Origin of the sequence: Streptomyces sp. NPDC047042 (genome assembly GCF_040644035.1) — a bacterium.
In the GTDB taxonomy this organism is placed as follows: Bacteria; Actinomycetota; Actinomycetes; order Streptomycetales; family Streptomycetaceae; genus Streptomyces.
The window spans coordinates 74,782-98,684 of record NZ_JBEYVP010000024.1 but is presented as its reverse complement, the minus strand read 5'-3'; the positions used below and the strand labels follow the sequence as shown (position 1 = coordinate 98,684).

General features: G+C 69.3%; 20 protein-coding genes, 3 pseudogenes and 1 riboswitch. Of the genes and pseudogenes, 13 read left to right on the top strand and 10 right to left on the bottom strand.

Translation table 11 applies throughout. The features are described 5' to 3' along the window. Positions 1-144: 144 nt before the first annotated feature. Positions 145-987: an RNA polymerase sigma factor WhiG gene (whiG, locus tag ABZ855_RS27400; RefSeq protein ID WP_360811195.1), complete on the top strand. Its 843-nt coding sequence runs from the start codon at positions 145-147 to the stop codon at positions 985-987. 88 nt (positions 988-1,075) lie between these two features. Beyond that, a complete protein-coding gene (locus tag ABZ855_RS27395) occupies positions 1,076-1,633 on the top strand; it encodes a helix-turn-helix domain-containing protein (RefSeq protein WP_360811312.1) in 558 nt (185 codons plus the stop codon). A 130-nt stretch (positions 1,634-1,763) separates the two neighbouring features. Here ABZ855_RS27395 and ABZ855_RS27390 read toward each other — a convergent pair. Further along, positions 1,764-2,354: pseudogene (locus tag ABZ855_RS27390) on the bottom strand (M23 family metallopeptidase); the annotation flags it as partial. A 271-nt stretch (positions 2,355-2,625) separates the two neighbouring features. On the opposite strand from ABZ855_RS27390, the gene rpsB reads away from it, so the two are divergent. The 6 genes from rpsB (at position 2,626) to ABZ855_RS27360 (ending at position 8,051) form a co-directional block, all read left to right on the top strand. Then, complete coding sequence (gene rpsB, locus ABZ855_RS27385; RefSeq protein WP_360811193.1) at positions 2,626-3,522, top strand: 30S ribosomal protein S2; 897 nt, start codon at positions 2,626-2,628, stop codon at positions 3,520-3,522. 99 nt (positions 3,523-3,621) lie between these two features. Then, positions 3,622-4,458 (top strand): translation elongation factor Ts, encoded by an 837-nt coding sequence (tsf, locus tag ABZ855_RS27380; RefSeq protein WP_319209820.1) that lies wholly within the window; start codon positions 3,622-3,624, stop codon positions 4,456-4,458. 203 nt (positions 4,459-4,661) lie between these two features. Next, on the top strand, positions 4,662-5,420 hold the full coding sequence (pyrH, locus tag ABZ855_RS27375) for a UMP kinase (protein WP_360811191.1): 759 nt from the start codon (positions 4,662-4,664) through the stop codon (positions 5,418-5,420). 149 nt (positions 5,421-5,569) lie between these two features. Further along, positions 5,570-6,127 (top strand): ribosome recycling factor, encoded by a 558-nt coding sequence (frr, locus tag ABZ855_RS27370; RefSeq protein ID WP_055532806.1) that lies wholly within the window; start codon positions 5,570-5,572, stop codon positions 6,125-6,127. Next, complete coding sequence (locus ABZ855_RS27365; protein ID WP_360811189.1) at positions 6,127-7,254, top strand: phosphatidate cytidylyltransferase; 1,128 nt, start codon at positions 6,127-6,129, stop codon at positions 7,252-7,254. The genes frr and ABZ855_RS27365 overlap by 1 nt, the downstream gene beginning before the upstream one ends. A 125-nt stretch (positions 7,255-7,379) precedes the next feature. Further along, positions 7,380-8,051: a hypothetical protein gene (locus tag ABZ855_RS27360; protein ID WP_360811187.1), complete on the top strand. Its 672-nt coding sequence runs from the start codon at positions 7,380-7,382 to the stop codon at positions 8,049-8,051. A 1,096-nt stretch (positions 8,052-9,147) separates the two neighbouring features. On the opposite strand, the gene ABZ855_RS27355 is transcribed toward ABZ855_RS27360, so the two are convergent. The 3 genes and pseudogenes from ABZ855_RS27355 to ABZ855_RS27345 form a co-directional block, all read right to left on the bottom strand. Then, positions 9,148-9,396: a hypothetical protein gene (locus ABZ855_RS27355; protein WP_360811185.1), complete on the bottom strand. Its 249-nt coding sequence runs from the start codon at positions 9,394-9,396 to the stop codon at positions 9,148-9,150. Positions 9,397-10,126: 730 nt separating this feature from the next. Further along, positions 10,127-10,568: pseudogene (locus tag ABZ855_RS27350) on the bottom strand (hypothetical protein); the annotation flags it as partial. 115 nt (positions 10,569-10,683) lie between these two features. Next, a pseudogene (locus ABZ855_RS27345) lies at positions 10,684-11,341 on the bottom strand (ATP-binding protein); the annotation flags it as partial. Between the two features lie 259 nt (positions 11,342-11,600). Here ABZ855_RS27345 and rlmN point away from each other — a divergent pair. The 5 genes from rlmN to ABZ855_RS27320 all read left to right on the top strand — a co-directional run bounded on the left by rlmN (position 11,601) and on the right by ABZ855_RS27320 (position 17,523). Next, positions 11,601-12,707, top strand: coding sequence for a 23S rRNA (adenine(2503)-C(2))-methyltransferase RlmN (gene rlmN / locus ABZ855_RS27340; protein WP_360811183.1), 1,107 nt, complete (start codon positions 11,601-11,603; stop codon positions 12,705-12,707). Positions 12,708-12,741: 34 nt separating this feature from the next. Continuing rightward, positions 12,742-12,847: riboswitch (TPP riboswitch) on the top strand. 81 nt (positions 12,848-12,928) lie between these two features. Beyond that, entirely contained in the window at positions 12,929-14,011 is a 1,083-nt protein-coding gene (locus ABZ855_RS27335) for a thiamine ABC transporter substrate-binding protein (RefSeq protein WP_360811181.1), read from the top strand. After that, positions 13,987-15,678, top strand: coding sequence for an iron ABC transporter permease (locus ABZ855_RS27330; RefSeq protein ID WP_360811179.1), 1,692 nt, complete (start codon positions 13,987-13,989; stop codon positions 15,676-15,678). The genes ABZ855_RS27335 and ABZ855_RS27330 overlap by 25 nt, the downstream gene beginning before the upstream one ends. Positions 15,679-15,680: 2 nt before the next feature. After that, entirely contained in the window at positions 15,681-16,697 is a 1,017-nt protein-coding gene (locus ABZ855_RS27325) for an ABC transporter ATP-binding protein (protein ID WP_360811177.1), read from the top strand. A 25-nt stretch (positions 16,698-16,722) separates the two neighbouring features. Then, on the top strand, positions 16,723-17,523 hold the full coding sequence (locus ABZ855_RS27320; RefSeq protein WP_360811175.1) for a maleylpyruvate isomerase family mycothiol-dependent enzyme: 801 nt from the start codon (positions 16,723-16,725) through the stop codon (positions 17,521-17,523). Between the two features lie 81 nt (positions 17,524-17,604). Here the strand turns inward: ABZ855_RS27320 and ABZ855_RS27315 are convergent, their stop codons facing one another. From ABZ855_RS27315 to ABZ855_RS27290, 6 genes are all read right to left on the bottom strand, one after another. Next, positions 17,605-18,303, bottom strand: a complete 699-nt coding sequence (locus tag ABZ855_RS27315; RefSeq protein WP_360811173.1) for an LAETG motif-containing sortase-dependent surface protein — start codon at positions 18,301-18,303, stop codon at positions 17,605-17,607. A 152-nt stretch (positions 18,304-18,455) separates the two neighbouring features. Next, positions 18,456-19,577, bottom strand: a complete 1,122-nt coding sequence (locus ABZ855_RS27310; RefSeq protein WP_360811171.1) for a Rossmann fold nucleotide-binding protein — start codon at positions 19,575-19,577, stop codon at positions 18,456-18,458. A gap of 23 nt (positions 19,578-19,600) precedes the next feature. Continuing rightward, positions 19,601-20,014, bottom strand: a complete 414-nt coding sequence (locus ABZ855_RS27305) for a VOC family protein (RefSeq protein ID WP_360811169.1) — start codon at positions 20,012-20,014, stop codon at positions 19,601-19,603. A gap of 118 nt (positions 20,015-20,132) precedes the next feature. Further along, positions 20,133-21,572, bottom strand: a complete 1,440-nt coding sequence (locus ABZ855_RS27300; RefSeq protein WP_360811167.1) for a hypothetical protein — start codon at positions 21,570-21,572, stop codon at positions 20,133-20,135. Beyond that, complete coding sequence (locus ABZ855_RS27295; protein ID WP_360811165.1) at positions 21,554-22,318, bottom strand: ATP-binding cassette domain-containing protein; 765 nt, start codon at positions 22,316-22,318, stop codon at positions 21,554-21,556. The genes ABZ855_RS27300 and ABZ855_RS27295 overlap by 19 nt, the downstream gene beginning before the upstream one ends. Before the next feature lie 183 nt (positions 22,319-22,501). Continuing rightward, positions 22,502-23,902, bottom strand: a complete 1,401-nt coding sequence (locus ABZ855_RS27290) for an aspartate aminotransferase family protein (RefSeq protein ID WP_360811163.1) — start codon at positions 23,900-23,902, stop codon at positions 22,502-22,504. Position 23,903: the final 1 nt, after the last annotated feature.

Here is a 23,903-nt window from a genome sequence, read left to right as displayed (position 1 = left end):
ACGTGGATTCCGGTGCAGACCGGGAGTCGGAAAGGCAATTCGACCAGACGGGTAATTCGACATCAGACCGCAACAGACCGACGGCCCACCCGGGCACCCATCCAGACCCCACCGGTTCACGGCAGAACGGCACAAGGCGACGTAATGCCCCAGCACACCTCCGGGTCCGACCGGGCGGCGGCCCCACCGGCCGCCCGCGACGGCGGTAACGTGCGCCCGCCCGCTCCCTCGACGCTCGACGAACTGTGGCGTTCGTACAAGACGACGGGTGACGAGCGGTTGCGCGAGCAGCTGATCCTGCACTACTCGCCGCTCGTGAAGTACGTCGCCGGCCGGGTGAGCGTCGGGCTGCCGCCCAATGTCGAGCAGGCGGACTTCGTCTCCTCCGGGGTGTTCGGGCTGATCGACGCGATCGAGAAGTTCGACATCGAACGGGAGATCAAGTTCGAGACGTACGCGATCACACGTATCCGGGGCGCGATGATCGACGAACTGCGGGCGCTGGACTGGATCCCGCGGTCGGTGCGGCAGAAGGCGCGGAACGTGGAGCGGGCGTACGCGACGCTGGAGGCGCGGCTGCGGCGGACGCCGTCGGAGGGCGAGGTCGCCGCCGAGATGGGCATCGGGGTCGACGACCTCCACGCGGTGTTCAGCCAGCTGTCCCTGGCCAACGTCGTCGCGCTGGAGGAGCTGCTGCACGCGGGCGGCGAGGGCGGGGACCGGCTGAGCCTCATGGACACGCTGGAGGACACCGCCGCCGACAACCCGGTCGAGGTGGCCGAGGGCCGGGAGCTGCGGCGGTTCCTGGCCCGGGCGATCAGCACGCTGCCCGACCGGGAGAAGACCGTGGTGACGCTCTACTACTACGAGGGGCTCACCCTCGCGGAGATCGGCAACGTGCTGGGCGTGACCGAGAGCCGGGTCAGCCAGATCCACACCAAGTCCGTCCTGCAACTGCGCGCGAAGCTGGCGAGCTTCGGTCGCTGAGCGGGCCGGAGTCCGGAGTCCGGAGTGTCTCCCTTACGGTGCGGCACGTCCGTACAGTGTTGACGTGCCAAGGATTCGAGCGGCCTCCGTGGCCGAGCACCGGTCGATGCAGCGAGCCGCCCTGCTGGACGCGGCGAGGTCCCTGTTGTCCGAGGGCGGGACGGAGGCGCTGACCTTCCCGGCCCTGGCCGAACGGACGGGGCTCGCGCGGTCGTCCGTCTACGAGTACTTCCGGTCGCGGGCGTCGGTCGTCGAGGAGCTGTGCGAGGTCGACTTCCCGGTCTGGGCGGCGGAGGTCGAGGCGGCGATGGCCGCGGTGGACGGGCCCGAGGACAAGGTCGAGGCGTATGTGCGCCGGCAGCTCGCCCTGGTGGGGGACCGGCGGCACCGGGCTGTGGTGGCGATCTCGGCGAGTGAGCTGGACGCGGGGGCCCGGGAGAAGATCCGGGCGGCGCACGGGGCGCTGGTCGCGATGGTGGTCGAGGCGTTGCGGGATGTCGGGCATGCGCAGCCTCGGATGGCGGCGATGTTGTTGCAGGGGATCGTGGACGCGGCCGTGCGGCGGATCGAGTTCGGGGTGGCGGAGGATTCCGCGGTGATCACGGAAGCGGCTGTGGGGATGGCGTTGCGGGGTGTGCGGGGCTGAAGCGGCTCCGTGAGCCGGTGCGAGGCGTTGGTGCGGGCGTCGTGGGTACTTCGCTCGCCGCGCTCGCGGGTGCCGCTGCGCCCACCCGTGCCGCCCCAGCGGCACGACTGCCCGCAGCGGGGGGCGGCGATACGCCCAGTACCGGTAGGAGGCGGGAGGGGGCCGTGTGGAGGAGCCAGGGGGGTAGGAGGGTGAGGGGGTTCAGGTAGGTTTCGCCTCTCAGTAGGCCCCAGTGCACGCATGTTGTCGGGCAGTGGCCGCTTCCTGGCTCCAGCGTGCCCACCACCTCGCCCGCCGCCACCTCCGCACCCTTCTCCACCGCTGCCGTCACCGGTTCGTACGTTGTGCGCAGGGGCGGGGTGCCCGTGCCCGAGAGTTCCACGGAGACGACTCCTCGGCCCGCCACCCGGCCCGCGAAGTGCACCCGGCCCGCGGCCACCGCGCGAACCGGGGCGCCGGACACCGCTGCCAGGTCCACGCCCCGGTGGCCCCCGGCGTAGGGCGTCGGGGGCGGTTCCCAGGCTCGTAGGACCAGGGGGCGGGTCCCCACCGGCCAGGTGCGGGCGAGCGCGGGGGTGGGAGGCGCGTCCGCGACGGGGGGTTCCGTGGGCGGGGGTGCCCCGGCTCCCCTTGCTGTCGACGCCGTCAGGGTCAACAGCAGGGCCAGGACCAGGGGCAGCAGCAGGGACGGGCCTCGACGTGCTTCTCGGTTCGCTCGCATGGGCCGAGACTGGCGTGTTTCGTGACGGTCCGGGCGGGCCTGTGGAGTACTGACCGGTTGTGGATATCGGCGTCACCCGGGGGCCCGCCGGTCCCGTACACTTCCTTTGGCGATCCGGGTCACCGGGTCGACTTCGCACGCCCCGACACCAGGCCCCGTACAGGGCGGGTGTCAGCGCCTCTCGGTCCCTCGCGGCAAGGCGCAATCGGGCGTCAGGCGCGGGTGCCGGCCGGTACCCGCGGCACAACCGAGAAACACAAGGAGAACGGCCATGGCCGTCGTCACGATGCGGGAGCTGCTGGAAAGCGGCGTCCACTTCGGTCACCAGACCCGTCGTTGGAACCCGAAGATGAAGCGCTTCATCTTCACGGAGCGCAACGGCATCTACATCATCGACCTGCTCCAGTCGCTGTCGTACATCGACCGCGCCTACGAGTTCGTCAAGGAGACCGTCGCCCACGGCGGCACGGTCATGTTCGTCGGCACGAAGAAGCAGGCGCAGGAGGCGATCGCCGAGCAGGCGACCCGCGTCGGCATGCCCTACGTCAACCAGCGCTGGCTGGGCGGCATGCTCACCAACTTCTCGACCGTCTACAAGCGTCTGCAGCGCCTCAAGGAGCTCGAGCAGATCGACTTCGAGGACGTCGCCGCGTCGGGTCTCACCAAGAAGGAGCTTCTCGTGCTCTCGCGCGAGAAGGCCAAGCTGGAGAAGACCCTCGGTGGTATCCGCGAGATGTCCAAGGTGCCCAGCGCCGTCTGGATCGTGGACACCAAGAAGGAGCACATCGCGGTCGGTGAGGCCCGGAAGCTCAACATTCCGGTCGTCGCCATCCTCGACACCAACTGCGACCCCGACGAGGTCGACTACAAGATCCCGGGCAACGACGACGCGATCCGCTCCGTCACCCTGCTCACCCGTGTGATCGCCGACGCTGTCGCCGAGGGCCTCATGTCCCGTTCCGGCGTCAACACCGGTGACAAGGGCGAGAAGGCCGTCGCCGAGCCCCTCGCCGAGTGGGAGCGCGACCTCCTCGAGGGCGAGAAGAAGGCCGACGACGCCGAGGCGCCCGCCGCCGAGGCCGCTGCTGTCGAGGCTCCCGCCGAGGCTGAGGCTGCTGCCGAGGCCCCCGTCGCCGAGGCTCCGGCCGAGGCCGCCGAGCAGGCCTGACCCTCACCCCTTCGGGTTGTCGACGGCGGGGGCACCTCCATCGGGCCCCCGCCGTTCGATCCGCAGATCTTTCAGACTTCGAGAGAGACTCCGAGAATCATGGCGAACTACACCGCCGCCGACGTCAAGAAGCTCCGTGAGCTCACCGGCGCCGGCATGATGGACTGTAAGAAGGCGCTCGACGAGGCCGAGGGCGAGGTCGACAAGGCCGTCGAGGCCCTGCGCATCAAGGGCCAGAAGGGCGTCGCCAAGCGCGAGGGCCGTTCCGCCGAGAACGGCGCGGTCGTCTCGATCATCGCCGACGACAACACCTCCGGTGTGCTCGTCGAGCTGAAGTGCGAGACGGACTTCGTCGCCAAGGGCGAGAAGTTCCAGGCTGCCGCGAACGCGCTCGCCGAGCACGTCGCCAAGACCTCCCCGGCCGACCTGGAGGCGCTGCTCGCCTCCGAGATCGAGCCCGGCAAGACGGTTCAGGCGTACGTCGACGAGGCCAACGCCAACCTGGGCGAGAAGATCGTCCTGGACCGCTTCGCGCAGTACGCGGACGGTTTCGTGCTGGCGTACATGCACCGCACGATGCCCGACCTGCCCCCGCAGATCGGTGTCCTCGTCGAGCTGGACAAGCCCAACGCCGAGGTCGCCAAGGGCATCGCCCAGCACATCGCCGCCTTCGCGCCGAAGTACCTCTCCAAGGAGGACGTGCCGGCCGAGGTCGTCGAGTCCGAGCGCCGCGTCGCCGAGGAGACCACCCGCGCCGAGGGCAAGCCCGAGGCCGCCCTGCCGAAGATCGTCGAGGGTCGCCTCAACGGCTTCTTCAAGGACGCCACGCTGCTCGGCCAGCCGTACGCGCTGGACAACAAGAAGTCCGTCCAGAAGGTCCTGGACGAGGCCGGTGTCACCCTGAAGCGCTTCACGCGCATCAAGGTCGGCATCTGAGTCCGTACCGCGATCGACGCGCGGCCCACGTAGGCATACCTATAGGGTCGACGACAGTCGCGCACGTACGTCGTCACGCACGCGCGCGTGGCGGACGACAGCAGATCTGACGAGGAGGCCATTGCCGAGCATGGGATGCGATCGACACCCCACCGGCAATGGCCTCCTTCGTATGTGTGACACGTGAAGAGGCGAGATTCTCCATGACCACCAAGGCCCAGAAGAGCGACGACGGCAAAGTGCGCGGCCGGTACATGCTGAAGCTGTCCGGAGAGGCCTTCTCCGGCGGTGGGGGCCTGGGCGTGGACCCCGACGTGGTGCACAAGATCGCCCGAGAGATCGCGGCCGTCGTACGCGACGGCTCCCAGATCGCCGTCGTCCTCGGCGGCGGCAACTTCTTTCGCGGCGCGGAACTCCAGCAGCGGGGCATGGACCGGGCCCGCTCCGACTACATGGGCATGCTCGGCACCGTCATGAACTGCCTCGCGCTCCAGGACTTCCTGGAGAAGGAGGGCATCGACAGCCGGGTCCAGACCGCCATCACCATGGGCCAGGTCGCCGAGCCGTACATCCCGCTGCGTGCCGTACGACACCTGGAGAAGGGCCGTGTGGTCATCTTCGGGGCCGGTATGGGCATGCCGTACTTCTCCACCGACACGACCGCCGCGCAGCGCGCCCTGGAGATCGACGCCGAGGCGCTGCTGATGGGCAAGAACGGCGTGGACGGGGTCTACGACTCCGACCCGAAGACCAACCCCTCAGCCGTCAAGTTCGACTCGCTCGGCTACGGCGAGGTCATCACCCGGGACCTCAAGGTCGCAGACATGACCGCGATCACGCTGTGCCGTGACAACAAGCTCCCGATCCTGGTCTTCGAGCTTCTGACCGAGGGCAATATCGCTCGGGCCGTCAAGGGTGAGAAGATCGGCACTCTCGTCGGTGACCAGAGCGGCCGGGACTGACAAGGGATCAGCCCTGACCGGGGACTGGCCCTGAGCGGGGGATGGACAATGTCCTGGCGGTCGGGAACCGTGCAGGAAGAAGACGCGACGCAGCCGGCCGCGGACCGAGAACAGCAGCCGGGCCTACTCAAGACACGCAGGAGCAAGTGGTGATCGAAGAGACCCTCCTCGAGGCCGAGGAGAAGATGGAGAAGGCCGTCGTGGTCGCCAAGGAGGACTTCGCCGCGATCCGCACCGGTCGTGCGCACCCGGCGATGTTCAACAAGATCGTGGCCGACTACTACGGCGCGCTGACGCCGATCAACCAGCTGGCCTCGTTCTCCGTGCCCGAACCGCGCATGGCCGTGGTGACCCCGTTCGACAAGAGCGCGCTGCGCAACATCGAACAGGCGATCCGCGACTCCGACCTCGGCGTCAACCCGAGCAACGACGGAAACATCATCCGCGTGGTGTTCCCCGAGCTCACCCAGGAGCGCCGCAAGGACTACATCAAGGTGGCCCGGACCAAGGCCGAGGACTCCAAGATCTCGATCCGGTCCATCCGCCGCAAGGCCAAGGACACCATCGACAAGTTCGTCAAGGACGGCGAGGTCGGCGAGGACGAGGGCCGTCGCGCGGAGAAGGAGCTCGACGACACCACCGCGAAGTACGTCGCGCAGGTGGACGAGCTTCTCAAGCACAAGGAAGCGGAGCTTCTCGAAGTCTGATGAACGACTCTTCCTGGGGGGCGCCGCCCCACGCCGGGTACTGGGGGCCGTCCGACGGAGGGCCTGTCCAGGGGGCTGCCCCGGCGGGTCCCGCGTACGATGCGCAGCACGCGCAGCAGACTCGCCCCATGCCCATCGTGCCCGACGTACCCGCACACGGCGGAGACCAGGATGACGAGCGGGGGGCCGCTCGGCCGGGCGGCCCTTTGTTCCGCGACGAGATGCCGCAGGCACAGCCCCATGGGACGGTGCCGCAGAAGCCGGATTCCATGCCCACGCCCGACGACGCCCAGCAGCCCGCCCCCGCCCCGCAGAAGAAGAGCGCGGGCCGGGACCTCGCCGCGGCCATAGGCGTCGGCGTCGGACTCGGCGCGGTGATCATCGCGTCGCTGTTCGTCGTCAAGGCCGCCTTCGTCGGGGTGATCGTGGTCGCCGTCGTGGTGGGTCTGTGGGAACTGACGTCCAGGCTCCAGGAACGCAAGGGCATCAGGGCGCCGTTGGTGCCGCTGGCGCTCGGCGGGGCCGCGATGGTCGTCTCCGGATACGTCCGGGGGCCCGGGGGCGCGTGGGTCGCCATGGCGCTCACCGCGCTCGCGGTCCTGGTCTGGCGGATGACGGAACCTCCCGAGGGCTACCTCAGGGATGTCACGGCGGGCGTCTTCGCGGCCTTCTACGTCCCGTTCCTGGCCACCTTCGTCGCGATGATGCTCACCGCCGACGACGGTGCGCAGCGCGTCATGACGTACCTCCTCCTGACCGTCGTCAGCGACACGGGCGCGTACGCGATCGGCTGGCGCTTCGGCAAGCACAAGCTCGCCCCGCGCATCAGCCCCGGCAAGACCCGCGAGGGCCTGTTCGGCGCGGTCGCGTTCGCGATGGTGGCGGGCGCGCTGCTGATGGCGTACGTGATCGACGACGGCACCTGGTGGCAGGGACTGCTGCTGGGCCTCGCGGTCGCGGTCAGCGCGACGCTCGGCGACCTCGGCGAGTCCATGATCAAGCGAGACCTGGGCATCAAGGACATGGGCACGCTGCTGCCCGGACACGGCGGCATCATGGACCGGCTGGACTCGCTGCTTCCCACGGCTCCCGTGGTGTGGCTGCTGTTCGTCGCCTTCGTGGGCTGAGGACGGCCGGAATGTTCCAGTACGGTCCGGGTTTCGTGTGAAAGACCTCCGACGGCCTGAAACCACCCCTTTCGAACCTAAGATCGACTTCAGTGCGGTCGATCCGTCCGGAAGGGGTGGCGTGCATGTGGGGGCGTAGTCGGGCAAGACGCCAGCGGCAGGCCGAGGGGCTGGCAGCTGTCGCCGGCCCGGTCGAGACCGCCGACGCGGCTCATCAGGCGCTGCTGGAGCTGCGCAGGGCGGTGCGGGGTGAGCTGGAGCGGATCGAGGCGCTGCTCGACCGGGGGGACGGACTCCCTTCGGACACGATCCGCGAGCAGACCCTCGGCGCGATGAGCGTCTTCGCCGACCTGGACGGCGTCTCCCAGAACTACCTCGAGGTCCGTACGGCGACCGTCGAGGCGGCCGAGCACGGCGTCGAGGTGGCCCTGCCCTGGCTGGAGGCGCTCGGGGACCAGGTCAGGTCGATGACCGAGCTGCGGGAGACGTTCGCCGGCTACGGCGAGTCCCTCGTCTACCTGCGTGAACGCACCGAACGGCTGCGCGCCGACCTGGTGCCGCTGCGCGAGGGGGCCCACGAGGCCCTGCGCGCCGCCCGGGGCGAGCTGGCCGCGACCCAGGGCGCCGACGGCTGGCACGACTGGCAGACGGGCCTCACCGCCCTGGGCGACCGGCTGACCGAACTGGACGGTGGCCGCGTCACCCCGACGGCCCGGCAGAAGGTCAGCGACCACTACCGCGAGCTGGAGCGGGAGGTGGCGGAGCTTCGGGGGGTGATGGCGGCTGCGCCGCGGTGAGCGGGCGGACGGCCGCCGAGCTGGGGTTTTGGTATGGCCATGCCTGAGCCAGGAGAAACGGCAAGGATCCCGCAAAAAGAGGCCCCCTACCTGCGCGTTTGGCGCGAGTGGGGGCCTGATTGATGTGCGGGGCCGCCGTCTCCGGGCCGTGTCGCCTGGCCGGTCGGCTCCTATGCGGACTTTGTGTGCGCCTGGAGCGCTGGGCGGAGTTACTCCTCGTTCTCGTCAGCGACAGCGCGCGCGGCTGCACGCTGTTGCTCCAGTGCTATGCCGCGTCGTACCCCGCTCTCGAATGCCGCGCGCAGGTGCAGACGCCCCTTGCTCCGAAAGGGGTACAGGATGACCAAGCAAACTACAACGGCGATGCCCGCTCCGATCAAACGCCAATCTTTTGGGACCATCGAGAGCGCTTCGTGAGCAAGCGCGAGAGCGGCGAGAGCCAGGACGCCCCAACTGACCAGCCACAGCGACTTGTACTTGTCGTGCAGCTCAGCGGGGGAAAATTCTTGCGACATACACGTTCCGATCTGTGTTCCAGGGCGATAACGCGTGTGGGAACTACTGGTCAATGATTCTCACATGAACGTTGCTTAATTCAAAACGAAAATAGATTGTCCGAATCTTTCGTTCGATTTCCTCTTGAGATCTTGATCCGATCAATTCAGGGCATCTTCTGGCATTCGGAGCGGCTGCTCTGCGTAGACGCTCCGAAGTGCTTGAAGTCCCGTGCGCGGGCCTGCCGCTTTCTCGCACTGCTGTCCGGCATGAGGTGTGCGTACGCGCGCGGACTCGCACTTGGCACCCTTCTCGGCTTCGGAAATCAGGCCCGCAGCAGCGAGTGCACGCCTCCACTCCTGCACGTTGAAGTCGCTTCGCCAGACGGTCCCGTTCGCGATGTTCGCTCGCCTCTCGACTGTCGGCGGGCGTACGGACCTCGGTACGCACGGGTTTCGGGGCAACAGGCCATCGTCGACAGCCGCTCTGAGTACTGCCCGCAGGTGTGAAACCGGGCGGGCCGGTGTGCTCACCGAGTCCTCCGCAGGTTGGAAAAGTATTTCTCTGAGTCGCGACTCAGGCAAATATGGTCCGGCCCCGATCAGCGGGTGATCCCGTTGTAGGCGACCACCTGCCGGCCGTACGGGTCGCGGGGGTGGGTGCGGTTGAGCAGAGGAACGATGGAGAGCAGGTTGCGGCCGAACACCTGCTTTGTACCGGGGCGCACGCCGTTATCCTCGGCCCACTCGCGCCAGACGTTCCCCAGCGCGTCCACGGGGGACGCTGCTTCGTCGATCTCGTTCCGGAAGGTGCCGTCCAACGCATCCAGGACACGCGTCGGCGGGGGCACACCAACTGTCCGTCCTCGTCTGCCAGTCGGGCAACAGACGGCAGGCGACGGCCATGGGGTGGGACGGTGCGGAGAGTTCCTCGCTCTGTCCTGTGCGGGTGTCCATCATGTGTCCTCCCTCCTTGAAGCATGCGGAGCGGAGGTGACGGTCCACCCTGGCGTATCCGACGCCGTTCACGACGAGTGCGATCAGGGTTGATAGTCCGGATCAGGCGGTCGGGCGGTACCAAATCACCTACGCTCGCGGGGACTGCACCGCCCACTGTCAATCATCCAGAAATCGTAGAGTCATCTACGTTATGGCCTGAATGTGGCATTTCGTCCCTCAAGTTTCATGTAAATGGATGGGCTGAGTGTCATCTGCCCTATCTACTGGTCGGGCGAGCGTGCTAATAAGAAATTCCTGGGGATTCCCTGCCCTCTTGCCATCGGGTATTTGCCCTGCGATAATGCTGCTTGAGGTATGCCTTTTTGGCTCCTACCGTTCTCGGTATGGAGCAATTTTCGCTGTACTCGCCCGCCCTGCTTTTCATGACTCTCGTTGCTGCGGTTGCCGCAGTCGCGACTGGCCATGATGACCCTCGTGTTCGCGCTGCGGCTCTTCGGGTGTTGGAGATTCTGTGTGGGGGTGGGCCCCGCTAATCGGCAGCGCAAGGGCTCCAGGTGGATGGCCTGGAGCCCTTTTGTACGCCCCCCTCCTCTTCATCGAGACGCATGTTTCAGCTGCGGAGTGGTCGCGCTTGATGACGGCTTTGCGGATGTTGACCGTGATGGCGCCCTTGTGACCGCGCTCGCTGAACACCTGGACGGCGATGAAGCCTCCGAAGATGACGCCAGCCAGGGTGATGAGCTGGTGACGAACGCGGTGAGGGCGGCGATGAACGAGGTGAGCAGGAGGAAGCCGCCGCACACGGCGAGGAACCCGACGCCGCCGAGGGCCATGTTCACGGCCGCGGGGGACGACAGGCGGGGTGGCGACCGGTTCGGGCTTGGCGGCTCGATGGCGTAACGGCCCGTCCGTCAGGCAGGACGACGGACGCGACGGCCGGGATGCGGCAGGGCTGGACGGGAAGGAGCGGCGTAGGAACGGCGATGACGGGCGGGATGGGGGTGGGGTGGTGGACTTCCACGGCCCGCTGTTCGGGCGCGTGGCTGGTGTGGTCGGGGTACATGCGGAATCCCTTCCTGATCAATCATTTGTTCAGGTCAAGGCCAGAGAGGCGGGCCAGGGGGCAGGGGGTTCCCCATGTCCCCTGGCCCGTCAGGGTTGGCTCCCTGCCATTCGGCGGCGGAAGCGGAACCGTCGGGGTCGCGGTTGGCCCGGTCGCGGCCGATGCCCATGACGCCAGCGGACTTGTGGGGCTCGGCTCCGGTGCCGTCCGGAACGTGCTTGAGGTCGATGAACGACCAGCGGCTGTAGGCGTCGGTGTTGGAGGCGGACAGCCGCTTGAGAATGTCCTGAGTGCGCACGTGGGTGGCGTCGCTGACGACGCGGCGATGTCGGCGAGCGGGTCGTGTTCCTCGCCCCGCTCGATCAGGTGCAGGGTGGTGACTCCGTCGCGCAGGGCCTTGGCTCGGTCGGCGATGGCATCGGCTTCGTCGTCGTTGACCAGTGCGTGCGGATCGTGATGGATGCCTGTCCGGTGGGAATGGCGATCCCGTCGGAGGCGACGACCAGCGTTCCCTTTCCGGGCCTGGGCGCAGCAGGTGGCACCGAGCGCCGCCTTGGCCTGGGACTCGGTCCCCAGGAGGCCTTGGAACCGCCGCAGGGGTTCTTGTCGGCGTCCTTGACCGGGCACATGAACGCCACCTGTGCCTTGTCCACGATGCGGATCAGCGGCAGGAACACGGTCCCGGGAAGGGACTGAAGGCGACGTTTCATCTCGGCTACGAGGCCTTCGACCATTTCGGTTGCCTGGACGACGGGGTCATCGGTCGGTCCCTGTGTCCCTCGCCCCCTCGCTGGGGGCCCATGGACGGTCCGTCTGCCCAGCGGCCCGTCTTGCAGAGTGGGCCATGGCGTTTCCGACCCGGTAGCGCTTGCACGGGCTCTACCAGCGCAGACGCACCCTTCGACCACGGTGGGCCGGGCCGTCTGTGGGCCCTCCGCGGGGGCCCGAGATGGCCGGGGACGACCGACAACGGCCACCACCCGCAGCTCGCGCCCCAGGTCACACCATTCGATCTGCGACACTGATACAGCCATGCCTAAGCCAGGAGAACTCACATTCGTCGCCCCGCGCGGAGCTCAGAAGCCGCCGCGGCATCTTGCCGATCTCACGCCCGCCGAGCGTAAAGAGGCCGTTGCCGCGATCGGTGAGAAGCCGTTTCGTGCCAAGCAGCTCTCGCAGCACTACTTCGGGCGGTTCGCGCACGACCCGGCCGAGTGGACGAACATCCCGGCCGCCTCGCGCGGCAAGCTGCAGGAGGCGCTGCTTCCCGAGCTGATGACGGTCGTGCGTCATCTGTCGACCGATCAGGACACCACCCGCAAGACGCTGTGGCGGATGTTCGACGGGACGCTCGTCGAGTCGGTGCTGATGCGGTACCCGGACCGGGTGACCATGTGCATCAGCTCGCAGGCGGGGTGCGGGATGAACTGCCCGTTCTGCGCGACCGGGCAGGCGGGGCTCGACCGGAATCTGTCCACCGCCGAGATCGTGCACCAGATCGTGGACGGCATGCGTGCGCTCCGGGACGGGGAGATCCCCGGTGGGCCCGCGCGGCTCTCCAACATCGTGTTCATGGGCATGGGCGAGCCCCTGGCCAACTACAAGCGCGTCGTCGGTGCCATCCGTGCGCTGACCGACCCCGAGCCGGACGGTGTCGGGCTGTCGCAGCGGGGGATCACCGTCTCGACCGTCGGGCTGGTGCCGGCCATCCACCGGTTCTCCGACGAGGGCTTCAAGTGCCGGCTCGCCATCTCCCTGCACGCGCCGGACGACGAGCTGCGCGACACCCTCGTACCCGTGAACACGCGGTGGAAGGTGCGCGAGGTCCTCGACGCCGGGTGGGAGTACGCGGCGAAGTCGGGGCGCCGGCTGTCCATCGAGTACGCGCTGATCAGGGACATCAACGACCAGGCCTGGCGTGGTGACCGGCTCGGGCGGCTGCTCAGGGGCAAGCCCGTGCACGTCAACCTGATCCCGCTGAACCCCACTCCGGGGTCCAAGTGGACCGCCTCGCGGCCCGAGGACGAGAAGGCGTTCGTCGAGGCCATCGCCGCGCACGGGGTGCCCGTGACCGTTCGTGACACCCGGGGTCAGGAGATCGACGGGGCCTGCGGTCAGCTGGCGGCCACCGAGCGGTAGTCTTACGTCGTACATACATGTCGTTCATATCTTCATATTCCGGCAGGGGAGCGCCACAGCGCTGAGAGTGCGGGACAGCCCGCAGACCCTCTGAACCTCGCCCAGGTCATTCTGGGTAGGAAGTTCGGTCATCACTCAAGCTGTTGCGCCCTGCCCGGAACCCGTCACGGGGTCCGGGCAGGGCCGCGTCTCTTCCTGGTCATCCCAGGAGGAAGAATCCAGTGAGCATCACCAAGCAGGTCACGGCCCTTGCCGTCGGGCTCGGGCTCGTCGCGCTGTCCGCGTGCGGGTCCGAGGACGGCGGCAGCGGTTCGGCTGCGGAATCCAAGACCGTCACCCTGGTCAGCCATGACTCGTGGGCCGTCTCGAAGGGCGTCCTCGCCGCCTTCGAGAAGCAGTCCGGGTACAAGGTCAGGGTCCTCAAGGACGGCGACGCCGGGCAGGCCGTCAACAAGGCGATCCTGACCAAGGACAACCCGCAGGGCGACGTCTTCTTCGGCGTCGACAACACCCTGCTCTCCCGCGCGCTCGACAACGGCCTGTTCCAGTCGTACGAGGTGAAGGACGCCGACGCGATCCTGCCCGCGTACCGGACCGACGACGACAAGCACCGGGTCACCCCGATCGACAGCGGCGACATCTGCGTCAACTACGACAAGGGCTGGTTCAGCGAGCACAAGCTGACCCCACCCGAGTCCTTCGACGATCTGGTCAAGCCCGCCTACAAGGACCTCCTCGTCACCGAGAACGCCTCCACCTCCTCGCCCGGACTCGGGTTCCTGCTCGGCAGCGCCGCCAAGTACGGCGACGACGGGTGGACCGGCTACTGGGCCAAGCTCAAGGCCAACGGCGTCAAGGTGGTCGACGGCTGGGAGCAGGCGTACAACGAGGAGTTCTCCGGGTCGGCCGGCGGCAAGAAGGCCAAGGGCGACCGGCCCCTCGTGGTCTCGTACGCCTCCTCGCCGCCCGCCGAGGTGATCTTCGCCGACCCGAAGCCGACCGCCGCTCCGACCGGGGTCGCGATGGGCACCTGCTTCCGGCAGATCGAGTACGCGGGGCTGCTCAGCAACGCCAAGAACAGCGCGGGCGGCAAGGCGCTGCTCGACTTCCTGGTCGGCAGGACCTTCCAGGAGGACATGCCGCTCAACATGTTCGTGTACCCGGTGCGCGAGGGCGCCAAGGTGCCCGCCGAGTTCACCGAGTACGGGCCGCAGGCCAAGGACCCCGAGACGATGGACCCCGCGAAGATCGCCGAAGACCGTGACCAGTGGGTCAAGTCGTGGACATCGCTCGTACTGAAGTAGCCGAGGTAGCCGGGGCGCCCGCGCGCAGGCGGGGCGCCGCTCTGCGCGGTGCCCTGCTCGTGCTGCCCGTCGTCTTCTTCGCGCTCTTCTTCGCCTATCCCGTCGCCGCGATCGTCGCGCGCGGTCTGCACGTCGACGGGGTCTGGCGGCTGGGGCAGCTGGGGGACGTGCTCGGCGACTCCGGTATTCGGCACGTGCTCTGGTTCACCGTCTGGCAGGCGCTCGCGTCCACCGCGCTCACGCTGCTGATCGCGCTCCCCGGCGCGTATGTCTTCGCACGCTTCGATTTCAGGGGCAAGCAGATTCTGCGGGCCGTGGTGACCGTGCCCTTCGTGATACCGACCGTCGTGGTCGGTACGGCGTTCCTGGCACTGGTCGGGCGCGGCGGGCTGCTCGACGAACTGTGGGGCGTACGGCTGGACACGACCGTGTGGGCGATCCTGCTCGCGCATGTCTTCTTCAACTACGCCGTCGTCGTACGGACGGTCGGCGGGCTCTGGGCGCAGCTCGACCCACGGCAGGAGGAGGCCGCGCGGGTGCTCGGGGCCTCGCGGTTCACCGCCTGGCGGCAGGTCACACTGCCCGCTCTCGCCCCCGCCGTCGCCGCCGCCGCGCTCATGGTCTTCCTCTTCACCTTCACCTCCTTCGGAGTGGTGCAGATCCTCGGCGGGCCGACCTTCGCCACCCTCGAGGTGGAGATCTACCGGCAGACCTCGGAGATCTTCGACCTCGGTACGGCGGCCGTGCTGACGATCGTGCAGTTCGTGGCGGTGGGCGCGATCCTCGCCGTGCACGCCGGGACGGTACGGCGACGGGAGAGCGCGCTGCGGCTCGTGGCACCGGAGACGACCGCCCGCAGGCCACGCGGCCGGGGCCAGTGGGCGCTGCTCGCCGGGGTGCTGACCAGCATCGCCCTCCTGCTGGTGCTGCCGCTCGCGGTGCTCGTGCAGCGGTCGTTCGCCACACCGGGCGGCGCGGGCCTCGGCTACTACCGGGCGCTCAGCCGCGACGACTCGGGCATCTTCCTGGTGGCGCCGATCGCCGCCATCGGCAACTCGCTCCAGTACGCCGTCGCCGCCACGGCCATCGCCGTCGTCGTCGGGTCGCTGGCCGCCGTGGCGCTCACCCGGCGCGACGCCGGGCGGCTCGTACGGGGGTTCGACGCACTGCTGATGCTGCCGCTCGGGGTGTCGGCGGTGACCGTCGGGTTCGGGTTCCTGATCGCGCTCGACGAGCCGCCGCTCGATCTGCGCAGCAGCTGGATCCTCGTACCGCTGGCGCAGGCGCTGGTCGGGGTGCCGTTCGTGGTGCGGACCATGCTGCCGGTGCTGCGGGCCGTGGACGAGCGACTCAGAGAGGCGGCCTCGGTGCTCGGGGCGTCGCCGTGGCGGGTCTGGCGGGAGGTCGATCTGCCGATCGTGCGGCGGGCGCTGCTGGTCGCGGCCGGGTTCGCGTTCGCCGTGTCGCTGGGCGAGTTCGGGGCGACCGTGTTCATCGCACGGCCCGACAACCCGACCCTGCCGGTCGCCGTGGCCCGTCTGCTGGGCCGCCCCGGTGACCTCAACTACGGCCAGGCGATGGCCCTTTCGACGATCTTGATGCTGGTGTGCGCGGTGGCCCTGCTCGTGCTGGAGCGGCTGCGGACCGACCGGACGGGGGAGTTCTGACCATGCTCAGTCTCGACGGAGCGACCGTACGGTTCGGGTCGCGGCCCGTGCTGGACGGCGTCGGCCTCGATGTCGCCGAGCACGAGACCGTGTGCGTGCTCGGCCCCAGCGGCAGCGGGAAATCGACGCTGCTGCGGGCGGTCGCCGGCCTCCAACCCCTCGACGCGGGGCGGGTGTCGCTCGACGGCAGGGACCTCGCCGGGGTGCCCGCGCACAAGCGTGAGGTCGGCCTGATGTTCCAGGACCACCAGCTGTTCCCCCAGCGGGACGTCGGCGCCAACGTCGCCTTCGGGCTGCGCATGCACCACGTGTCCAAGGCGCAACAGGAGCTACGCGTAAGGGAGTTGCTGGCACTGGTCGGGCTGCCCGGCGCCGCCCGTCGGGCCGTCGCCGCGCTGTCCGGCGGGGAGCAGCAGCGCGTCGCCCTCGCCCGCGCCCTCGCGCCGCGCCCCCGGCTGCTGATGCTCGACGAACCGCTCGGCCAGCTGGACCGCTCGCTGCGCGAGCGGCTCGTCGTCGAACTCCGGGAACTCTTGGGCCGGTTGGGCACCACCGTGCTCGCCGTCACCCATGACCAGGGCGAGGCCTTCGCCCTCGCCGACCGGGTGATCGTGATGCGTGAGGGGCGAATCGCCCAGTCCGGTACGCCACTTGAGGTCTGGCAGCAACCCGCCGACGAGTTCGTGGCCCGTTTCCTCGGCTTCGACAACGTCGTGGACGCGACGGTGAGCGGGCAGGCCGCGGACACCCCCTGGGGCAAGGTCCCGGTCCCCGAGGGCGCCCCCCAGGGGACGCGCACGCTGCTCGTACGGCCCGCCGGGGTGCGCCTGGTGCCCGCCGCCGAGGGCCTGCGCTGCACCGTGGCCGCGCGTACCTTCCGGGGTACGCATGTCGCCGTACAGCTCCAGCCCGAAAACGCGCCCCGCCTGGAGGCCGCGTGTGCGCTGCGGGCGGCGCCGGAGCCAGGGGACGAGGTCGGGGTGGCCTTCGACGCGGCCGAAATTGTCGTGCTCGGCTGACGGGACCCCTCATAGGGTTCGGGGCATGACGACACTCGCACATGACCGCTATTGCGATGAAATCGCCCATCAGATCGGACAGTTGAGAGCTGTCGTGACCTCCGGCGCCGAGCTGTCCGCGACCGTGCCGACCTGCCCGGACTGGTCGCTGGAGCAGTTGGTGCGGCACACGGGCGGCGCGCTGCGCTGGGTGGACGCGCTGGTGCGGGCGCGGGCCGAGGAGGACATCGACGAGGATCTGATACCCCTGTGCGAGGGCCCTGAGACCCAGGGGGATGCCGCCGCGCTGGACGCGTGGCTGGCCGAGACCGGTGAACTGGTCGTCGGCGCGCTGCGCGAGGCCGGGCCCGACACCAAGGTGTGGGCGTGGGCGGGGATCCACACCTCGGGCTTCTGGGCGCGCCGGATGGCCCACGAGATCACCGTCCACCGCGCGGACGCGACCCTCGCCGCCGGGCTGCCGTACGAGGTCGCGGCCGACATCGCCGCCGACGCGATCGACGAGTGGCTGCAGATCGTCGAGTTCGTACAGCGGACGCAGCCGCACGACGCGGCGAGTGAGCTGCGACGCGGACCGGGCCACAGCATCCATCTCCACGCCACGGACAGCGGGCCGGAGTTGAACGCCGAGTGGCTGGTTGAGCTCACCGAGAGCGGTGTCGTCTGGCGGCGCGGCCACGAAAAAGCGACGGTCGCCCTGCGCGGTCCGCTCACCGACGTCATGCTCGCCTTCTACCGCCGACTGCCGCTGGACAGCCCGGGGTTGGAGATCCTCGGAGAGCGCGAGCTGCTGGAGTTCTGGCTGCGGAGGGCGACTTTCGGCTGACGACAGCGCGGTGGCCCGCCCCCGGACTCGGGGACGGGCCACAACGTACAGCCAGGTACTGCGGATACGGCGAGCGGAACGTCAGCTGTTGTTGGACGCACCACGACGGCGCAGGCCGAAGAAGACGGCGCCGCCACCGACGACGACCAGGGCAGCCGCGATGCCGGCGATCATGCCGGTGTTCGAGCTGGCGCCGGTCTCGGCGAGGTTGGAGCTACCGCCCGCGGGCGTCGGAACGCTGTCCGCCGGAGCACCCGGGGTGCTCTCGGAGGCCGACGGAGTCGGCGTGGCGGACTCCTCGGGCTCCGACGCCGACGGGGTCGGAGTGGCGGCGGGCTCCGAGGGCTTCGGGGTCTCCGAGGCCGGCGGGGTCGGGGTCGGCGACGGGGTCGTCTCCGTCTTGCAGGCCTCGCCACCGGTGAGAACGTCAGGCTTGACGTAGTCGTCGACCAGCTTGCCGGCCTTGACGTGCACGCGGTACGTCGTGTTCGGCGCCCAGTCCTCCGAGAAGTCGACGGTGACGCCCTCACGGCTGCCCACGATGTCCTGGGTGCCGATGACCTTGTCACCCAGGTAGACGGTGACAGTGGCGGGGGTGCCCGACGGGTCCTTGTCGGTGACGCTGATGACACCCTTTTCGCCGTCGCACTTGGCGACGGCGGAGAACTCAGTGATGTTGCAGGCGAACGCGTTGCCGGCGACGCCAAGCGCGAGCGCGGCCGAGGCGGAGGCAACACCGAGAATGCGCACGGAACGTGCGTTACGGAAAGATATGGACACGGTTGCCCTTCACGGGATGCACAACTGAGGGGGGTGGAGGGAGTGAAGAGACCTCATCACCTCGTCACCCCCACGAGTCTCACAGGTTTATAAGCGCGGCATAAGGGCTGTCAATCTGTATGCAGGCTCCAGGCATTTGTTTTGCCTACCCGTTAACCGGCAAGGCGTTTCAACGCCGCCGGAGCGTCCTCGATCCGGTCGACCAGGGCAATTCGGGCCTCCATCGCCCGCCCCCGCGCCAGGGATTGGAGCAACGGCCAGGCGGGCAGCCGCTCGGTCCAGTGGACACGGTCCACCAGGACCATGGGTGTTGGCTCGCCGCGCGACTCGTAGTAGTTCGGCGTCGCGTTGTCGAAGATCTCCTGTACGGTCCCGGCGGCACCCGGCAGGAAGACGACCCCCGCGGTCGAGCGGGCCAACAGCCCGTCCTCGCGGGTGGCGTTGGCGAAGTACTTGGCGATGTGCGAGGCGAAGGCGTTCGGCGGCTCGTGCCCGTAGAACCAGGTCGGAATGCCCACCGAGCCGCCCCCCTTGGGCCAGCGGGCGCGGACGTCGAATGCGGCGCGCGCCCAGTCGGTGATCGAGGGCGTGAACGAGGGCGCCCCGGCGAGGAGTTCGCACGCGTCGTCGAGCATGGTGTCGTCGAAGGGTGCCGCGTACGCGCCGAGGTTCGCCGCCTCCATCGCGCCCGGGCCGCCGCCCGTGGCCACCGTGAACCCGGCGCGCGTCAGCTCGCGCCCCAGGCGCGCGGCACCGGCGTACGCCTGCGTGCCGCGTGCCATCGCGTGACCCCCCATCACCCCCACCACCTGTGTGGCGCGCAGGAGTTCGTCGAGGGCGTCGGAGATGGCGTCGTCGTGGACGGAGCGCAGCATCGAGGCGTAGATGTCGCCGTCGGCCTTGGTGCGCTGGAACCAGGCGTACCCGAGGGCGTCCGGCGTCTGCTCGTAGCCCTTGTCGAGCCCGGCGAACAACTCGTCCGGCGCGTAGAGGCGGCCGCGGTACGGGTCGAAGGGCAGGTCCGGGACCGGCGGGAAGACCAGGGCGCCGTCCGCGCGGACCTTCGCCGCCGCGTCCGGGCGCATCGGGCAGCCGAGGAAGACGGTGCCCGTGGCGGAGCTGGTCAGCAACTCCTTCGTACGGTCCGTCAGATCGACGGCCTGGACGCGGAATCCGGCGAGTGTGCCGCGTGCGGAGACGACCGCGTCGAACTCCTCGAGCGTCTCGATCTCACGGTCGTCGTGGTGGGCCGCATGGGCGGGGCTCGTCTGCACCCGCCCATGTAAGCACGGTCGGGTCAGCCCTGGACGGCCGCCGGGTCCATCCACATGACCTCCCAGGTGTGGCCGTCGAGGTCGTCGAACGCACGGCCGTACATCTGGCCGTAGTCCTGCGCCTCGCGCGGCTCGGTACCGCCCGCCGCGAGTGCCCCGTCGACCAGTTCGTCCACCTTCGCCCGGCTCTCGGCGCTCAGACAGATCAGGACCTCGCTGGTCTTCGTGGAGTCCGCGATCTCCTTCTTCGTGAAGTCGGCGTAGCGGGACTTGCTCAGCAGCATCGCGATGATCGTGTCGCTGATCACGACACAGGCGGTGTCGTCGGTCGTGAACTGCGGGTTGATCGTGTAGCCGAGCTCGGTGAAGAACTTCTTCGACGCGGCGACGTCGTTGACGGCCAGGTTCACGAAGATCATCTGCTGGTACTCGCTCATGAGGGTCTCTCCCGTTGGTGGGTGGGGGTGTCGTGCTGTTCGGTGGGGTAGACCCGGGGGCTGTGCGGAACTCATCGGTGCGAGCGGATTTTTTTCGTACGGGTTTTCAGTACGGGTTTCAGGCCGTCAGCGGTAGTGCCGCCAGCTCGGCGATCAGGAGGGTCAGGGGGGCGAACAGGGCGAGGAGGGCGGCCGCGCGCAGGCCGGCGGCGGTGCGCAGGGTCGTGGCCGGTGCGCCGAGGCGGAGCAGGGCCGCGGTGGTGTCCGCGCGGGCGAGCCTGGCCTCGGCGGCGGCCGTGAGGAGCGCGCCGACGGTGCAGCCCACCACGACCAGGGCGCCCAGGGTGGTGAGGGGGCCGAGGGACGGGTCGTCGGCGGCGTCGTCGTACAGCGCGATCATGGCGTACGCGCCCGACGCCACCGCGCAGACGACGCCCAGGGGGCGGCCGATACGGGTCGCCTCCTCCATGAGGACGCGGCCGGCGAGGAGGCGGAGGGCGCCGGGGCGGACTGCTTGCAGCAGGCGTCCGCACAGGTGTGCGAGGCCGGGGCCGGCCAGGGCGAGGCCCAGGGCGGTGAGGGTCCAGCCGATGAGTACGGCGGCGGGGCTGCCGGTGGCTCCGCCGGGGATGGCGAGGGGGGTGTGGGGGGTGCGGGTGGCGTAGGCCTCCACGGCTAGGCCTGCGGCGAGTACGGCGATGCCCCAGGGGAGGTCTCGGGGGGTGGGGAGGGCGTGGGGGTCGGTGGGGGTGGGGTCGGTGGGGGTGAGGTGGGTTTCCTGGGCCGGGGTTTCGGTGGAACCCGGGGTTGCTGCCGGGGGGTGGGATGCGCTGCCCGGCGCTTGCGGGGTGCCGCCTGCGCCCACCCGTGCCGCCCCAGCGGCACGACTGCCCACAGACGGCGGGCCGGCTTGCGGGGTGTCGCGTGTGGCCTCGGCGGCACGACTGCCCGCAGGCGGGCGGGTTGCCTCGGCGGCGCTGCTGTTTGCGGTGGGGCGGTGGAGGTGGGTGGTGAAGCGGCCGTACCTGTGGTGGCGGGTGGGGGCGGGGATTCTTGGGCGCAGGGTCAGGGCCGTCGAGAGTGATGCCGTCACCGGGACGAGGGTGAGCAGGGTCAGGGCGGCCGGGAGGGGGAGGGGCTGGTCGGCGGCCAGGAAGTCCGCCGCGTCGCCGTCGAAGGGCATGCCGGTCAGGTCGCCGCGCAGGTGGAGGAAGAACAGGAGGGCCACCATCGAACCCAGGGTGCAGGACAGGGCTGTCGTCGTCGCCGAGATGGCCATCAGGCGGGCCGGGCCCAGGCCGATCGCCGCCAGGCCGGGGCGCGGTTTCGTGCCGGGGTCCGTGCGGGCCACCGTCACCGCGAAGTAGACCGTGGCTGCCAGCGGGGCCACGCACCAGGCCAGCCGCAGGACCGATCCGCCAGGTGTGTCCTGGTGGGCGAGGGCGTGGCCCAGTGTGCCCAGGAGAAGGAAACCCGTGGCCGCCGACGCCGTCGCGACCAGCAGTCGGCGGAGCTGGACGCCCGGGTGCGCGCGGCGGGCTAGACGGAGAGCGAGCACGCGGCCCGGCCTTCCGTCTCGCTCCCGGTGTCGGCGGGAGTCTCGACGACCGGGGGCAGATGGACGGTGTTCACGCGCCGCCCGTCGAGCAACGAGACCGTGCGGTCCGCCAGCGCCGCCGTGTCCGCGTCATGCGTCGCCAGGACCACCGTGATGCCGTGCGAGCGGGCCGCTGTCGTCAGGGTTCTGAGTACGTGGGCGCGGTCCGCCCGGTGGAGGGGCGCCGTCGGTTCGTCCGCGAACAGGACCGTGGGGGCCGGGGCGAGCGCCCGCGCGATCGAGACGCGCTGGCGTTCGGACTGCCGCAGCTCGTACGGACGCTTTCGGGCCCGGTCGCCGATGTCCAGGCGCTCCAGCCACTCCAGGGCCGCCGTCTTGGCGCGCCGGCGACTGGTGCCGCGCAGCATGAGGGGCAGGGCCGCGTTCTCCCAGACGTTCAGTTCCGGTACGAGGACCGGGGCCGGGTCGATCCAGCCGAACCGGTCGCGCCGCAGCCGTTCGCGGGTGAGCGGGCCCATCGTGTGCACGGGCACGCTGTTGAACCAGACCTCGCCCCGCAGCGGGCGTACCAGCCCCGAGAGGCAGCGCAGCAGGGTCGTTTTGCCGCAGCCGCGCGGGCCGCTCACGGCGAGGATCTCGCCCTCCCGGACACCGAGCGAGACGCCGCTCAGCGCGGGCGAGCCGTCGTTGTGCTGGAAGTGCAGGGCGCGAGCCCAGAGCACGTCGTTGTCCGGCGGGGCCACCATGGGCGTACACCTCGTTCAGATCCGTAATTCCCTGAGTCCATCCCCCGTGCGGGGGAACGAAGACAGGGCCGATCGGTTACAGGGCACGCTAGGGATCCGGGCCGGGAACGCCGGACAGCACACGGCCCGGGTACACCCGTTCTCACTCGTACGGGTGTACCCGGGCCGCACAATCGCCGGAGGCTACAGCTTGGTCCACGCCTCCGTGAGCGTCGCGCGCAGGATCTGTTCGATCTCGTCGAACGTCTGCTGGTCCGCGATCAGCGGCGGGGCGAGCTGGATGACCGGGTCGCCGCGGTCGTCGGCCCGGCAGTACAGGCCGTTCTCGAAGAGGGCCTTGGAGACGAAGCCGTAGAGGATACGTTCCGTCTCCTCCGCGTCGAAGGACTCCTTGGTCGCCTTGTCCTTGACCAGTTCGATGCCGTAGAAGAAGCCGTTGCCGCGGACGTCACCGACGATCGGCAGGTCGTGCAGCTTCTCCAGGGTCGAACGGAACGCGCCCTCGTTGTCGAGCACATGCTGGTTGAGGTTCTCGCGCTCGAACAGGTCGAGGTTGGCCAGGCCCACCGCCGCCGACACCGGGTGGCCGCCGAAGGTGTAGCCGTGCAGGAACACGTTGTCGCCCTGGTAGAACGGCTCGGCGAGCCGGTCCGAGATGATGCACGCGCCGATCGGGGAGTAGCCCGAGGTCATGCCCTTGGCGCAGGTGATCATGTCCGGGACGTAGTCGAACTTGTCGCACGCGAACATCGTGCCGAGGCGGCCGAAGGCGCAGATGACCTCGTCCGACACCAGCAGCACGTCGTACTTGTCGCAGATCTCGCGGACCCGCTGGAAGTAGCCCGGCGGGGGCGGGAAGCAGCCGCCCGCGTTCTGTACCGGCTCCAGGAAGACGGCGGCCACGGTGTCCGGGCCCTCGAAGAGGATCTCCTGCTCGATCTGGTCGGCGGCCCAGCGGCCGTACGCCTCCGGGTCGTCGCCGTGGATCGGGGCGCGGTAGATGTTGGTGTTGGGGACCTTGTGGGCGCCGGGGACGAGCGGCTCGAAGGGCGCCTTCAGGCCGGGCAGGCCGGTGATGGACAGGGCGCCCTGCGGGGTGCCGTGATAGGCGACGGCACGCGAGATGACCTTGTACTTGGTGGGCTTGCCGACCAGCTTGAAGTACTGCTTGGCGAGCTTCCAGGCGGTCTCGACGGCCTCGCCGCCACCGGTGGTGAAGAAGACCTTGTTGAGGTCGCCCGGCGCGTAGTGGGCCAAACGTTCCGCCAGCTCCACGGCCTTCGGGTGCGCGTACGACCACACGGGGAAGAACGCCAGCTCCTGCGCCTGCTTGAAGGCGGTCTCGGCCAGCTCGGTGCGCCCGTGACCGGCCTGGACCACGAACAGCCCGGCCAGGCCGTCGAGGTAGCGCCGGCCCTTGTCGTCGAAGATGTACGTGCCCTCGCCCCGGACGATCGTCGGGACGGGTGCCTTCTCGTACGACGACATGCGGGTGAAGTGCATCCACAGGTGGTCGTAGGCGGAGCGGCTGAGGTCGTCGGAACTGGAACTGGAACTGGGAGTGTGGCTGTCGGTGGTCGTCACG